The 13281-nt window shown below is 64.3% G+C and carries 12 protein-coding genes; 3 read left to right on the forward strand and 9 right to left on the reverse strand.

Annotated elements, in window-relative coordinates:
* Nucleotides 1-3: 3 nt before the first annotated feature.
* Nucleotides 4-1074, reverse strand: a complete 1071-nt coding sequence (locus tag CFE42_RS17795; protein ID WP_024542181.1) for a type IV pilus biogenesis protein PilM — start codon at nucleotides 1072-1074, stop codon at nucleotides 4-6.
* A 452-nt stretch (nucleotides 1075-1526) separates the two neighbouring features.
* Between CFE42_RS17795 and CFE42_RS17800 the strand changes: the two genes are divergently transcribed.
* Entirely contained in the window at nucleotides 1527-3941 is a 2415-nt protein-coding gene (locus CFE42_RS17800) for a penicillin-binding protein 1A (protein ID WP_004634545.1), read from the forward strand.
* A gap of 69 nt (nucleotides 3942-4010) precedes the next feature.
* Here the strand turns inward: CFE42_RS17800 and cyaY are convergent, their stop codons facing one another.
* On the reverse strand, nucleotides 4011-4355 hold the full coding sequence (gene cyaY, locus CFE42_RS17805; RefSeq protein WP_004634543.1) for an iron donor protein CyaY: 345 nt from the start codon (nucleotides 4353-4355) through the stop codon (nucleotides 4011-4013).
* 137 nt (nucleotides 4356-4492) lie between these two features.
* Between cyaY and CFE42_RS17810 the strand changes: the two genes are divergently transcribed.
* A complete protein-coding gene (locus tag CFE42_RS17810) occupies nucleotides 4493-4726 on the forward strand; it encodes a lipoprotein (protein WP_004634541.1) in 234 nt (77 codons plus the stop codon).
* A gap of 65 nt (nucleotides 4727-4791) precedes the next feature.
* Complete coding sequence (lysA, locus tag CFE42_RS17815; protein ID WP_037044765.1) at nucleotides 4792-6051, forward strand: diaminopimelate decarboxylase; 1260 nt, start codon at nucleotides 4792-4794, stop codon at nucleotides 6049-6051.
* 61 nt (nucleotides 6052-6112) lie between these two features.
* Here the strand turns inward: lysA and msrQ are convergent, their stop codons facing one another.
* The 7 genes from msrQ to CFE42_RS17850 all read right to left on the reverse strand — a co-directional run bounded on the left by msrQ (nucleotide 6113) and on the right by CFE42_RS17850 (nucleotide 13270).
* Complete coding sequence (msrQ, locus tag CFE42_RS17820; protein ID WP_004634538.1) at nucleotides 6113-6769, reverse strand: protein-methionine-sulfoxide reductase heme-binding subunit MsrQ; 657 nt, start codon at nucleotides 6767-6769, stop codon at nucleotides 6113-6115.
* Between the two features lie 7 nt (nucleotides 6770-6776).
* The gene (gene msrP / locus CFE42_RS17825; RefSeq protein ID WP_004634534.1) at nucleotides 6777-7772 is read right to left on the reverse strand and encodes a protein-methionine-sulfoxide reductase catalytic subunit MsrP; all 996 of its coding nucleotides are present in this window, start codon (nucleotides 7770-7772) and stop codon (nucleotides 6777-6779) included.
* A 96-nt stretch (nucleotides 7773-7868) separates the two neighbouring features.
* Complete coding sequence (locus CFE42_RS17830) at nucleotides 7869-8729, reverse strand: anti-sigma factor (protein ID WP_004634532.1); 861 nt, start codon at nucleotides 8727-8729, stop codon at nucleotides 7869-7871.
* Between the two features lie 8 nt (nucleotides 8730-8737).
* The gene (locus tag CFE42_RS17835; protein ID WP_004634531.1) at nucleotides 8738-9310 is read right to left on the reverse strand and encodes an RNA polymerase sigma factor; all 573 of its coding nucleotides are present in this window, start codon (nucleotides 9308-9310) and stop codon (nucleotides 8738-8740) included.
* A gap of 25 nt (nucleotides 9311-9335) precedes the next feature.
* Entirely contained in the window at nucleotides 9336-9764 is a 429-nt protein-coding gene (locus CFE42_RS17840; RefSeq protein WP_004634529.1) for a hypothetical protein, read from the reverse strand.
* Nucleotides 9765-9870: 106 nt separating this feature from the next.
* Nucleotides 9871-11058: a c-type cytochrome biogenesis protein CcsB gene (gene ccsB, locus CFE42_RS17845; RefSeq protein WP_004634525.1), complete on the reverse strand. Its 1188-nt coding sequence runs from the start codon at nucleotides 11056-11058 to the stop codon at nucleotides 9871-9873.
* A 7-nt stretch (nucleotides 11059-11065) separates the two neighbouring features.
* The gene (locus CFE42_RS17850; RefSeq protein ID WP_004634523.1) at nucleotides 11066-13270 is read right to left on the reverse strand and encodes a cytochrome c biogenesis protein ResB; all 2205 of its coding nucleotides are present in this window, start codon (nucleotides 13268-13270) and stop codon (nucleotides 11066-11068) included.
* Nucleotides 13271-13281: the final 11 nt, after the last annotated feature.

The raw sequence follows: 13281 nt of genomic DNA on the forward strand, positions 1-13281 counted from the left end.
TCCTTATTGCAGCCCGCGCAGGGCAAGGCCCGCGCTGACGATGTAAGCCGGCAGATCGCGCTGCAGATAGCGCGCGTTGACGTTCTTGGCCGCGCCCATGTTGGCGAACGGATTCGCCAGCGTCGTATTGATCTGCGTCTGCTGCTGGATGGCGGTCTGCACGCCCAGCAACGATGCGTGACCGCCCGAGAGCACGATCTCGTCCACGCGGCCGACGCTCGACGTCGACAGGAAATTCTGAATCGCCTGGCCGACCTCCATGGCCAGCGTCTCGAGCGAAGGCTTGAGCAGCTGGCTGCGGTATTCGTCGGGCAGCGTGTTCTTGCGCTTCTTTACCTCGGCCTTGAGCAGGTCGAGGGAAAACAGGCGCGAGATGCTTTGCGTGAGCTGGTCGCCCGAGCCGGACATCGGCTGCTCGTACAGCTCCTTCCAGCCTTGGTAGAACAGTGCGTGCGAGCGCGCACCACCCAAGTGGAACATCGCCACGACGGGCATGTCGCGCGTTTCAATTTCGCTGGCGTCCGGCTTGACCGCCAGCATGTGCGTCATGGCCCGCTGGATGGCGTTCTCTTCCACGTCCATGACGATCGCTTTCAGACCGGCCATCTCGGCGGCGGTCACGCGCTCGGTCACGCGCTCGGAAACCGTTGCCGTCACGCGCACGCCGATCCCGCCTTCGGTTTCGGACGGGCCGATCACGACATAGTCGAAATTGACGTTCTGCGAGGGCGGAAACAGCCGGTTGGCTTCGCTCTCGACCTGCACGAAGAGCTCGTCTTCGGTCAGGTTGTCGGGCAGGCTGACGGTTTGCGATTCCGTCAGGCTTGCAGGAATGGCAAGCACGGCTTCCTTACCGCGAATGCCAGCCTTGGCGATGGCGCGCTTGAGCGCATTGCCCACCGCATCGATATTCACCAGATTGCCGTCAGCGACGGCACTGCGTTCAATCAGCTCGCTGGCACACTTTTCGAGACGGAAATCCCCCTGCTTGCCGTTGGCGGACAACTCCACCACCTTGACGCTGGAAGACCCGATATCTATCCCGACGATATTGCGGCGCAGCAGGCCGGACAACAAACCCCGTCGCACAGAGACACCCCACCGTTTATAGTTTTTTGAACCCTGGCGCCCGTCGCAAATCCAACGTGCGCCATAGCCTGCTTAGATTTGCTGCTGGATTCTCACAAAATCCTTTAGAACAGGCAAACGCTCCAGCAGACCGCGACGCATTTCGCGCCATGCCCTTCCGAAAGCGTTGTCAAAACCCCACGGTCGGGGGATACCCCTTTCGTCTGACTTGATTTCCGCTCCGCCTACTTCTAACGGCGGATTCGTAGCCGCCTTGAATCGCGGGACTCCGGATGCACAATCAGCGCGCCAACCGAGCATGACGCAGCGCACAAGTGCAGTCTGGTTAGCAGACGTGACACTCGTTACGTGCTGTTACGTCCGATGCGGCCGGACTGCGGAAGCCCCAACGATATAATCGCCGCCACGCTGACTGACACCCCCGGTGCCCACCCGTAATGGCTACTGCCCAAACCACCCCAGCTTCGCCCAAGCCGCCCAAAGCCCGCCGCCCGCTGTGGGCGCGACTGCTTCTCTGGATGCTCGGCCTGTTCGTTGCGATGGGGGTCGTCGGGGCGCTGCTGCTAGGCTATGCCCTGCTCGTCGCCGCGCCCAACCTGCCGTCGCTCGACGCCATCACCGATTACCGCCCGAAGATTCCGCTGCGCGTGTACACCGCCGACAACGTCCTCATCGGCGAATTCGGTGAAGAGCGCCGCAGCTTCGTGCCGATTACGCAGATGCCCGACGTGATGAAGCGCGCGGTGCTGGCCATCGAGGATGACCGCTTCTACGAGCACGGCGGTGTCGACTTCATTGGCGTGCTGCGCGCGGGGCTGGCAAATCTGCACGGCGGCCTGTCGCAAGGCGCGTCGACCATCACGATGCAGGTGGCACGCAACTTCTTCCTGTCGAGCGAGAAGACATACACGCGCAAGATCTACGAGATACTGCTTTCGTACAAGATCGAGGCGAGCCTCACAAAGGATCAGATCCTTGAGCTGTACATGAACCAGATCTACCTGGGCCAGCGTGCATACGGCTTTGCCAGCGCCGAGCAGATCTACTTCGGCAAGAACATCAAGGACATCACCCTGGCCGAAGCAGCCATGCTGGCGGGCCTGCCCAAGGCGCCATCGGCGTACAACCCCGTGGTGAACCCGAAGCGCGCCAAGGTGCGTCAGGAGTACATCCTGCAGCGCATGCGCGACCTGCACTACATCACCCCGGAACAGTACACCCAGGCCGTCAACGAGCAATTGCCGGTACGCGGCGAAGGTCATGAGTTCGACGTGCACGCCGAATACGTCGCCGAAATGGTGCGCCAACTCATGTATGCGCAATACCGCGAGGAAACCTATACGCGCGGCCTGAACGTCTACACGACGCTGCGCAAGGCCGACCAGGACGTCGCCTATCAATCCGTGCGTCGCGGCATTCTCGATTACGAGCGCCGTCACGGTTATCGCGGCCCTGAAGCGTTCATCGACCTGCCCTCCGATGCGGAAGAGCGCGAACAGGCCATCGACGACGCCTTGCTCGAGCACCCGAACAGCGACGATCTGCAATCGGCCGTGGTGGTGAGCGTGTCACCCAAGCTGGTGCGCGCGACGATGCTGACCGGTGAGACGATCGACCTGGCCGGCGACGGCCTGCGCTTTGCACAGGCGGCCCTGTCGAACAATGCACAGCCCAAGATCAAGCTGCGCCCGGGTGCGGTGATCCGCGTGATCGAGGACACGAAGACGCAGAAGTGGTCCATCACGCAGTTACCGGAAGTGGCGTCGGGCTTCATCTCGCTGGACCCGCAGACGGGCGCGATCTACTCCATGGTTGGCGGCTTTGATTTCAATCGCAGCAAGTTCAACCACGTCACGCAGGCGTGGCGCCAGCCGGGTTCGAGCTTCAAGCCGTTCATCTACTCGGCGGCGGTGGACAAGGGTTTCTCGCCGTCTACCGTCATCAATGACGCACCGCTCTCGATCCCAACCGGCGACACGGGCGGCCAGGTGTGGGAGCCTAAGAACTACGGCGGCGGCTACGACGGCCCGATGACGATGCGCCGCGCGCTGCAAAAGTCGAAGAACCTGGTGTCGGTGCGGATCCTGCGCGCGATTGGTACGCAGTACGCGCAGCAGTACATCACCCGCTTCGGCTTCGACGCCGATCGGCACCCGGCCTATCTGCCGATGGCGCTGGGCGCAGGCTCGGTGACGATGCTGCAGATGGCGAGCGGCTACTCGGTGTTCGCCAACGGCGGCTACCGCGTGAACCCGTACATCATCGATCGCGTGGTGGATGCGCGCGGCACGGTCGTGCAGCAAAGCCATCCGATGACCGCCGGCAAGGACGCCGTGCGCGTGATCGATCCGCGCAACGATTTCATCATGGATTCACTGCTGCGCAGCGTGGTGTCGAACGGCACGGGCTACCAGGCCAAGGTCAAGCTGGGCCGCAACGACATGGCAGGCAAGACCGGCACCACCAACGACTCGTTCGACGCCTGGTTTTGCGGCTACACGCCCAAGCTGGTCGGCGTGGCCTGGATGGGCTACGACAACCCGCGCAGCCTGGGGGATCGCGAAACCGGTGGCGGCCTGGCCCTGCCGATCTGGATCAACTACATGAGCTACGCGCTCAAGGGCGAACCCCAGACCGAGCGCCAGCCGCCCGAAGGCGTCGTGCAGATGGCCGGCGACTGGGCTTACGAGGAATACGCCAACGGCCAGGGCGTGGCCTCGGTTGGCCTGGGCGATGCGATGCCGGGAGGCTCCGCACCGGCCGGCGATCAATCGCAACAGCCGGGCATCAACCTGGCGCCGACGCAGGAGCAGGAGAAGCAGAAGATTCTCGACATGTTCCGCGGCAACTGAACGTCGCGCCAACGAAAAAGCCGCCCTTCGGGGCGGCTTTTCTTTTGGTATCCGGCGAGAACGTTGGGCTCAGTCGGCCGCCAATGTCACATCGACATCGCTTTGCTGGCTGACATAGCGCGAGAGCGCCACATACAACTCTTCCTTGCTGCGCGTGTCGACCCAGCGGCCGTCGTCGCCCCGGCGGAAATGGAAACCGCCGGCACGCGCTGCCACCCACAGTTCCTGCATCGGCGCCTGGCTGTTGATGATGATCTTGGAGCCATCGTCGAATTCGAGGGTCAGCACGTTACCGGTGCGGTTGACCTCGATGTCGGCATCGGCCTCGTCGGCCGCCGTTTCAACGATGCTTTCGATGCGGCTGAGTTCCGCCTCGGCCAGCGCCAGGAACTCCGATTCGCTCAGGGGGGGCATGCTACACTCCAAAATCTTGCGCGGACGTTGCGTGGCGGCCGTTTCCGGGCCGTCCTGACCAGCAGGCGCCTCGTCCCATATGACTCCGATCGCCGCAAGGGTCACACCCTGGGGCATCCTTTCTGCACCATCATCCGATGATACGAACCGCCGCCATTGTAGCCACTGTCGGCCTGACCCTGACGGTCGCAGGCCTATCCGGCTGCGGGATTCGCGGGCCGCTGTACATGCCCAAGGTGCCGCCGGCGCCAACCGCGCCGCAAACCACCGACCCCGGCATCGCCGGCCCGAACGCCGTGCCGCAGCCCCCGGTTCCGGGCGCCAAACCCGCAGCCGCAGATGCGGCCAGCGCGGTACCCGCGAACCGCTGATCCCGTCCTTTTTCGCTCAACCGGCGCCGTCCTTATCCGGTGCGACGCCCAGAATGTTCCCACTCATGTCCGAGTCCCTGATCCGCCAGGAAGGCGCGCTGATGATCGAAGGCGTCGCGCTCGACGCGATTGCTGCGCAGTTCGGCACGCCCACCTACGTGTACTCGCGCGCCGCGCTCACGGCCAACTATCGCGCCTATGCCGCCGCCTGCGAGGGCCGCAACGCGCATGTGCAGTACGCCATGAAAGCCAACTCGAACCTGGCCGTGCTGCAGGTGTTCGCACAGCTTGGCGCGGGCTTTGACATCGTGTCCGCCGGCGAACTCAAGCGCGTGCTGCGCGCCGGTGCGCCGGCCTCGAAGGTGGTGTTCTCGGGCGTTGGCAAAAGCGCGGACGAAATGCGCTTCGCACTGCAAGTCGGCGTGGCGTGCTTCAACGTGGAGTCGATTCCCGAACTGCACCGCCTGAACGATGTGGCGGCCTCGATGGGCAAGGTCGCGCCCGTGTCGCTGCGCATCAACCCGGACGTCGATGCTAAGACGCACCCCTACATCTCGACGGGTCTGAAGGGCAACAAGTTTGGCGTGGCGTTTGACGAAGTGCTGCCGACCTACCGCGCGGCCGCCGCGATGCCGAACCTGCGCGTGGTCGGCATCGACTGCCATATCGGCTCGCAGATCACCGAGGTGTCGCCGTATCTGGATGCGCTGGACAAGGTGCTCGATGTAGTGACGCAGCTGGACGCCGAGGGCATTCACCTGTCGCACATCGATGTGGGCGGTGGTCTGGGTATCACGTACACGGACGAGACGCCGCCGGACATCACCGCCTTCGCGCGCACGCTGCTGGACCGCGTCGAGCAGCGCGGTTTTGGCGATCGCACCGTGCTGTTCGAGCCGGGCCGGTCGCTGGTGGGCAACGCCGGCCTGCTGCTCACGCGCGTCGAGTACCTCAAGCCTGGCGCCAGCAAGAACTTCTGCATCGTCGATGCGGCCATGAATGACCTGGCCCGCCCGGCGATGTACGAGGCGTATCACCACATCGTGCCGGTGCGCGAGGGGCAAAGCGCGCCGGTCGTCTACGACGTGGTGGGCCCGGTGTGCGAATCCGGCGACTGGCTGGGCCGCGACCGTTCGCTGGCCGTGCAGCCAGGCGATGTGCTGGCGATCCTGTCGGCCGGCGCGTACGGTTTCACGATGAGTTCGAACTACAACACGCGCAATCGCGCCGCCGAGGTCATCGTCGATGGCGACAAAGTCCACTTGGCACGCGAGCGCGAGTGCTTCGAAGACCTGATCCGCGGCGAGCATCTGTTCCCGGCGTAAGTCCGTACCGCAAAGAAAAAGCCGACGCGCCAACGTCGGCTTTTTTTGGGCGCGATCGGCATCAATCGCGGGCTGGCATCACGGCCCCGGTCATCGCACTGCGCTGCGAGCGCCATGCCCACCACACCCGCAGGCCCAGCAGCACCGCCATCACTGCGGCGTAGATCGACACCTCGGCAAAGTCATGCTTGCCGGCCTTGTGCCACCAGTAATGCAGGATGCCCAGCACGCCCGTCACGTAGACAAGCCGGTGCAGCCACTGCCAGCGCTTGCCACCCAGGCGGCGCACCATCGCGTTGGTCGACGTGGCGGCCAGCGGAATCATCAGCACGAACGCCGCAAAGCCAACGGTGATGAAGGGCCGCTTGACGATGTCCTTGAGCATCGACGCCGGATCGAGCCCGCGGTCCACCAGTAACCAGATCAGGAAGTGGATCGCGCCGTAGAAGAACGTGTACAGCCCGAGCATGCGGCGAAGCCGGATCAACCAGTTCATGCCCGTGATGCGGCGCAGCGGCGTGATGGCTAGCGTGCAGCAGAGCAGCACCAGCGTCCACGTACCGGTCGAGCGCGTGACGAACTCCAGAGGATTGGCCCCGAACTGGTCTGTCGCGCCCAGGAAGACGATGCGCAGGAAGGGCACCAGCGCCACGATCCATACGATCGCCTTCACCACACGCAATGGCTTGGGCGGCAACATCGGCGGCAGCAGTGTCATGTCGGCCTCAGAAATTTTTGCGCAGGTCCATGCCGGCATACAGCGGGGCCACCTGGTCGTAACCGTTGAACATCAGCGTCTTGCGCTTGGGCGCGAACAGGCCGCCGAAACCGCCTTTGTCCTCGCCGATGCGGCGTTCGGTGGCCTGGCTCCAGCGCGGATGGTCCACGGTCGGGTTCACGTTGGAATAGAAGCCGTATTCATTGGCCGCGGCTATGTTCCAGCTCGTCGGCGGCTGCTTCTCGACAAAGCGGATCTTGACGATGGACTTTGCGCTCTTGAAGCCGTACTTCCACGGCACGATCACCCGCACGGGCGCACCGTTCTGGTTTGGCAGCACCTGGCCGTAGAGGCCGAAGGTGAGCAGCGCCAACGGGTGCATCGCCTCGTCCAGACGCAGGCCTTCGCTGTACGGCCACTCCAGCACGGGGCTGCTGATGCCGGGCATCTGGCGCTTGTCGGCCAGCGAGATGAACTGGATGTACTTGGCGCCGCCCTGGGGCTCCACCCGCTTGATCAACTCGGCCAACGGGAAGCCCACCCACGGAATCACCATCGACCAGCCCTCGACACAACGCAGGCGATAGACGCGCTCTTCCATCGGCGCGAGCTTCATCAGGTCGTCCAGGTCGTAGGTTTTGGGCGTTTTCACCAAACCTTCCACGCTGACTTGCCACGGGTGCGGGCGCAGCGTGCCGGCATAGCGCGCCGGGTCGGCCTTGTCGGTGCCGAATTCGTAGAAGTTGTTGTACGTGGTGACTTGGTCGTACGGGGTAGCCTTCTCCACGGTTGTGTACGCCGGATTGGGCTTGCCTGCCAATTTGGCCAGCGGCGGGTTGGCAGCGAAGGCCTCGCGCGCCGCCCATGGTGCCAGCGTTGCGCCGGCGGCGCCCATGGCGGCAGCGGCCAAGATGCGGCGGCGCTGCTCGAAGATGTGCTGCGGTGTGATCTCGCTGGCAGGAATGTCATCGCCATGCAGCCAGCGGTCGGTCTTGATCAGCATGATTCGTGGTCCTCGTTGTGCGGGAACGCTGTCCCATGTGCGTTGGTCGTGCTCGCGCTGTCGACCTGACAGCGCGCGGCAAAAAATGATGTGGCGCTATTCCTTGCGGGGCGCTGGCCCGGTGAATTCGCTGTACTGCCGATAGACGGCTTGCGCCACTTCCAGCAACTGCGTCCGCCCCAGCGGGCCGGCGACCGCAAACCCGAGGCCGTGATCCGCCCAGTAGAACGCCATCGGCGGCGGATGATCGACCGCCGGATGAATCGCTTGCAGCACACGGTTGTCGGGCGCGAGCGTCTCCAGCCGGAAGCCGGTATCGCGGTTGTTTGGCATGCGCCGCAACTGTACGGAGATACGCGTGCCCCCGGGGCCCTCGTACATCAGCATGGCCGTCGGCGCATCTGCCACCACCGTCTGGCGCCCGCCGATGAGCCGGTAGCCCAGCGATGTCAGATCAGGCACGTGCAGCTGTGCGTCGAGCCGACGCGACAACCATGTGACCAGATGCGCCTCCTCGTCGGCCGGCACTTCCACGATGTGTTTCGACTCCGGAGAAAAGACGACGTGCGATACGAGTGCATCGTTGGCGAACCGTTGCATGGGCATGGTGCGCTCAACGGCACCTCGACTCAGCCAGCCGGCCCCGGACCCTACGGCTAGGCACGCCACACTCAGCGCCACCACGCTCCATCCGCGCATGGCGCCAAAGCCGCTGGCCGTGGGGCGACGTGCTACCGCAAGGATCGCTGCTGGAATGCGACGCTGCGGCACCGGTTCGTTCAGCAGCGGATCGAGCGCGCGGTGCAATTGCGCATCCGTCTCGCGCCAAGCCGCAACTTCAGCCGCGGCGCCGGGGTGCGCGGCAAGATAGGCCTCCACGGCAGCACGGCGCGCCGCGGGCAAGCGGCCGTCGGCATACGCATGGAGTTCGTCGATATGAATGGAATTGGAGGACATGGCGAGCCTCACTTCACGCGGTGCAGCGTTGCGCTGCCGCCATCGCCGGATGCCGCAAATGCAGCCGATGCGGCTGGCGCCCCGTCGAGCGCCGCGCGCATCCGCTCACGCGCCCGCGACAGCCGCGACATCACCGTGCCGATCGGCACGCCCAGCACATCGGCGGCTTCCTTGTAGGCGAACTGCTCCAGGCCGACGAGTAGCAATACCGCGCGCTGATCTTCTGGCAGCGTCGCCAGCGCGCGCAGCAGATCGCGGCGCAAACCGGGGTCGTCATCGACGGGAATCTCGGGGGGCGCATCGCTCAGCTCGATTCGGTCGGGCCTGCGCACGGCGTTGAGGTGGAGCCGATGCATGATGGTGAGCAGCCAGGCAAACAATCCGTCGCCCTCGCTTTTCGCGCCGATCTGGCCGAGCGGGCCCAGCCTGGGTCGCAACTGGAAGCGCCAGCGATAACGCCAGGCACGTTCCAGCGTGTCCTGGACGAGGTCGTCGGCGCGGCTGGCGTCACGCACGAGCCCGCGCGCGTGCCGGCGCAGGCGTGGCGTGAGCGCAATCAGCCGGCTGGCCAGATCGGACATAGGGGCGCGAGCGAGGGCGGCGTGCTTACGGCTTGGCGACGTGCCAAACGTTCATGAAGCCGTCGCCAGTCTGGTCGCCCGGCATCTTGTCCTTGGTCCAGAGGTAGAGCGGCTTGCCACGATAGGCCCACTGCTTCTTGCCATCGTCGCGCGTGATGATCGTGTAGTCGCCAGACGGCTTGTCGGCGTCATTGGCGGCCAGCGGCGGCCAGTTCTCGGCGCACTTGCCGTTGCAGGCGCTCTTGCCGGCCGTGGCGTCACGGTCAAACATGTAGAGCGCCATGCCGTGTTGATCCGTCAGCGTGCCGTTGGTCACCTTGACGGCCGACGGCGTGGACGAGGCTCCCATGCCCATGCCGCTGCAGCCGGCCACACCGAATGCGGCGAGCAGCGCGGCGCTGGCCAGCGCGGTGCGCGGATTGAACCATTTCTGGGAAGCTGCGGACTGGCTCATCTTGTTCTCCTTGGATGGAGAGGCGCGCCGATCGCGCCCTCACTGAGCAGTAAACACGCTAGGCGCGTCTTTATTCCAGTCCGCTGAGTTTTTTGTGACTGACGGCTTACAGCTCGCCGTAACTGTGCAGGCCCGAGAGGAACATGTTCACGCCAAGGAAGGCGAACGTCGTCACCAAGAGGCCAATCAGGGCCCACCAGGCCGCCATGCGGCCACGCAGCCCCTTCATCAGGCGCATGTGCAGCCACGCGGCGTAGTTCAGCCAAACGATCAGCGCCCAGGTTTCCTTCGGATCCCAGCTCCAGTAGCCGCCCCATGCGTCAGCCGCCCACAGCGCCCCGAGAATCGTGGCGATGGTGAAGAATGCAAAGCCGACGGTGATGGCCTTGTACATCACGTCGTCCAGCACTTCGAGCGACGGGAGGCGATCGGCCAGCACGCCCCGCTCCTTCAGCAGATAAGCCGCACCGACCATGGCCGACAGGGCGAACGTGCCGTAGCCGATGAAATTGGCCGGTACGTGGATCTTCATCCACCAGCTCTGCAATGCCGGCACCAGCGGCTGGATCTCCTGCGCGCCGCGCGACACCGTGTACCACAGCAGAAAGCCCACCGCCGCCGACACCACCAGCATCACGAAGGGGCCCAGCGCGCGCGTCTTGTAACGCTGCTCGTAGTACAGATAGAAGAGCGAGGTGATCAACGTAAAGAGGATGAACACCTCGTACAGATTCGAGATGGGGATGTGACCAATGTCTGCGCCGACCAGGTACGACTCGTACCATCGCACCAACATGCCGGTCAGGCCCAGCACCACCGCTGCCCAGCACAGCTTGCTGCCGATGGCCCCGCCCGCTTCCCAGCGCAGCGCCAGCCCGGTCCAGAAAAACAGCGTGGACAGGAAGATCAGCGCGCTCATCCAGAGGATGGCCGACTGGCTGGCAAGGAAATACTTGAGGAAGAAGGCATGCTCAGCGCGGGCGAGATCCGGGCCGTTGGCACCGGCGTACTGTGAGATACCGAACAGCGACAACACGGCGATGCCGATCATCAGTACGCGCACCGGCTTCCAAGTCCAGCCAAGCCATGCGAAGGCGGGCACGGCGGCAACGAGAATGCCGCGCTCGTAGCCGTCCATGTAGGCGCCGTAGCGCGAGAAGGCGTAACCGGCGCCGGCGGCCAGCATTGCAGCAAACAGCCAGTCAAACCAGCCCAGGCGGCGGAAATACGACGGACGCTTCAGCGCACCCAGATCAGCGCTCGCCACGGTCGTTTGGGGATTGGTCGCTTCCATCACCTGCTCACTTCGTTGGTTTGGGGTCGACGCTCGCTGCACTGGCGGCATCGGGGGCGGCTTGGGCACCTGCCGCGGCGCGGATATCGTGCTTGAGGCGCTCGAACTCGCGGTCGAAGTCGAGCGTGCGGCGCATGGTCGACATGGCGGTCAGCACATGTGCGCCGGAGGCGCTTTCGTTGGCGGGACCGGATTGCGGTCGGATCCACAGCCACCAGCGGCGCTCTCGCACGTAGAACATCGAAAACACGCCCAGCACCAGCAGCAGCGACCCAAGATACACGATGTTTTTGCCCGGCGCACGTGTGAGCTGGAACACGCTGGCCTGCACCTGCTGGAAGTCGGTCAGCTGCAGATATACGGGTGCGCCGTAGAAGACGTTGTCCGACAGCGCGTTGATGGCGCTCTGCAACCACTGGCTGCTGGCCGCATCCACCGTGGGTGCAGGCAGGCCATCCTGTGCGCGGGCCAGTTGCCACAGTTCCCACATGGAGCTGTTGATGATTTTCATCAGCACATCGGCCGCCTTCTCACGCTCACCCTCAGGCACCGATTTCTGCAAGAACGTGGCGACTGCGGCAAAGCCGCCCTGTGCACCGGCGGTACCGTCCTTGACATCGGCAGCGCCGGCAAAGAGGTCGAGCGCGCGACGAGCGCTTTCCATCAACTGGTTGCGCAGTTCCGCGCGCTGCTCGCCGGGCATGGAGAGCAGCGCAAACCGGCGCGCTGCCTCGCCGCGCATCGCTGGATTCTGCAGCGCGGCGCGCAGGCGCATCCAGTCGGCGACGGTGCCTTGCGCATCGGCGGGAATGCGCAGATAGCGAAACGGCTCGTCCGGCTGCGAGCGCATGCCGGCCAGGAACACCGATTGCCCGTCCAGCGTGACGGGCAGCATGTAGTTGCTGAACTCGTGTGCCTGGCCGTTGGCGTCGCGCAGCTTGTACTGCACGGAGGGGCCGACGTTGCGCAGATCGCGGTCGCGCGTCATCTTGGTGACGTTGCCAAGCTCCGCGCGCAGACCATTTTCCGCACCGCCCTTCTTGCCGACACCGCGTGCGTCCTGCTTGCCCGAGGCGTCCGTCACCGTTTCGACATTCATCAGGCGGAAGTCGGAGAACTCGACCGTGTAGTCGCCGCCCTTGCCGATGAGCTTCGAGCTTTCGCCCACGACGCCCGACATGTCGAACGTCTTGGCGTTGTCATCGTGCATCGGGTAGCCGGTCAGCTTGAGCTTCGAGCCGCCATCTTCAAAGCTCGACTGGTAGATCGCCACGCCGTCATACACGAACGGCTTGTTCACCTCCACGCGCGCAGCGGTCTGCTTGCCGGTGCGGCGGTCAGTCACGACGATGTCGCTGGCGAACAGCTTGGGCATGCCGGTCGAGTAATGCTCGACGGTGAACTTCTTGAGCGTGATCATGAACGGCAGGTCCTGGATCAGCGCGCCATCGGCAATGTTCAGGATCGCCGTGCTGACCGTCGAACCTTCCGGCACGAAGGCGTTGCCGCGGAACCCCGGGTTCGATGTCGACAGCCGATGCTCCGGGCCGATGTCGCTGATGACCGCGTTGCCCTTGATGGGCGACTTGCCACCAAACCACATCTGCGCGCGGATCATCATGTCGCCATCCAGCAAGCCGCCGATGCAGATCACGACGATGGCCGTGTGCGCCAGGATGTAGCCGATCTTGTTGCCCGCTCCCGCCTTTGCCGCGATGAGCGTCGCTCCACCCTCGCGCGCGAACGCCTTGATGCGAAAACCTCGGTTCTGCGCAAGCGCGGCCAGGCGTGCCGTCACGGTGGCGGTATCGGCGCGGGAATCAAATTCGTCCCGGTGATGGAACGCGCGCAGACTGCCTTCGCGCACGTTCTCGCGCCAGGCGCGCATGTCGGCCAGCATCTTGGGCGCATTGCGCACGATGCACAGCGAGGTCGACACCACCAGGAACGCCAGGATCAGCAGAAACCACCACGCGCTATAGACGGTCGGCAGCGTCAGCGATCGGAATACGTCGGCCCAGAACGGCCCGAATTGGTTGACGTAGTTCGGATACGGATCGTTCTGCTTGAGCACCGTGCCGATCACGCTGGCAATGGCGATCACCGTCAGCAGGCTGATCGCAAAGCGCATCGACGACAGCAACTCGACCGTTTCGCGCAACGCGCGACGACGGGAGCGGATCTGGACGCCGGAAGTGGAGACCGAAGACATGCGGGGAAAAA

The organism is Ralstonia sp. PBBBR1 (genome assembly GCF_002256165.1).
Taxonomy (GTDB): domain Bacteria; phylum Pseudomonadota; class Gammaproteobacteria; order Burkholderiales; family Burkholderiaceae; genus Ralstonia; species Ralstonia thomasii.

Excerpts from the sequence above, each read along its gene's own strand:
- CFE42_RS17800 (WP_004634545.1), top strand. The coding sequence starts at position 1,527 with ATGGCTACTGCCCAAACCACCCCAGCTTCGCCCAAGCCGCCCAAAGCC.
- cyaY (WP_004634543.1), bottom strand. The coding sequence starts at position 4,355 with ATGCCCCCCCTGAGCGAATCGGAGTTCCTGGCGCTGGCCGAGGCGGAA.
- CFE42_RS17810 (WP_004634541.1), top strand. The coding sequence starts at position 4,493 with ATGATACGAACCGCCGCCATTGTAGCCACTGTCGGCCTGACCCTGACG.
- lysA (WP_037044765.1), top strand. The coding sequence starts at position 4,792 with ATGTCCGAGTCCCTGATCCGCCAGGAAGGCGCGCTGATGATCGAAGGC.
- msrQ (WP_004634538.1), bottom strand. The coding sequence starts at position 6,769 with ATGACACTGCTGCCGCCGATGTTGCCGCCCAAGCCATTGCGTGTGGTG.
- msrP (WP_004634534.1), bottom strand. The coding sequence starts at position 7,772 with ATGCTGATCAAGACCGACCGCTGGCTGCATGGCGATGACATTCCTGCC.
- CFE42_RS17830 (WP_004634532.1), bottom strand. The coding sequence starts at position 8,729 with ATGTCCTCCAATTCCATTCATATCGACGAACTCCATGCGTATGCCGAC.
- CFE42_RS17835 (WP_004634531.1), bottom strand. The coding sequence starts at position 9,310 with ATGTCCGATCTGGCCAGCCGGCTGATTGCGCTCACGCCACGCCTGCGC.
- CFE42_RS17840 (WP_004634529.1), bottom strand. The coding sequence starts at position 9,764 with ATGAGCCAGTCCGCAGCTTCCCAGAAATGGTTCAATCCGCGCACCGCG.
- ccsB (WP_004634525.1), bottom strand. The coding sequence starts at position 11,058 with ATGGAAGCGACCAATCCCCAAACGACCGTGGCGAGCGCTGATCTGGGT.
- CFE42_RS17850 (WP_004634523.1), bottom strand. The coding sequence starts at position 13,270 with ATGTCTTCGGTCTCCACTTCCGGCGTCCAGATCCGCTCCCGTCGTCGC.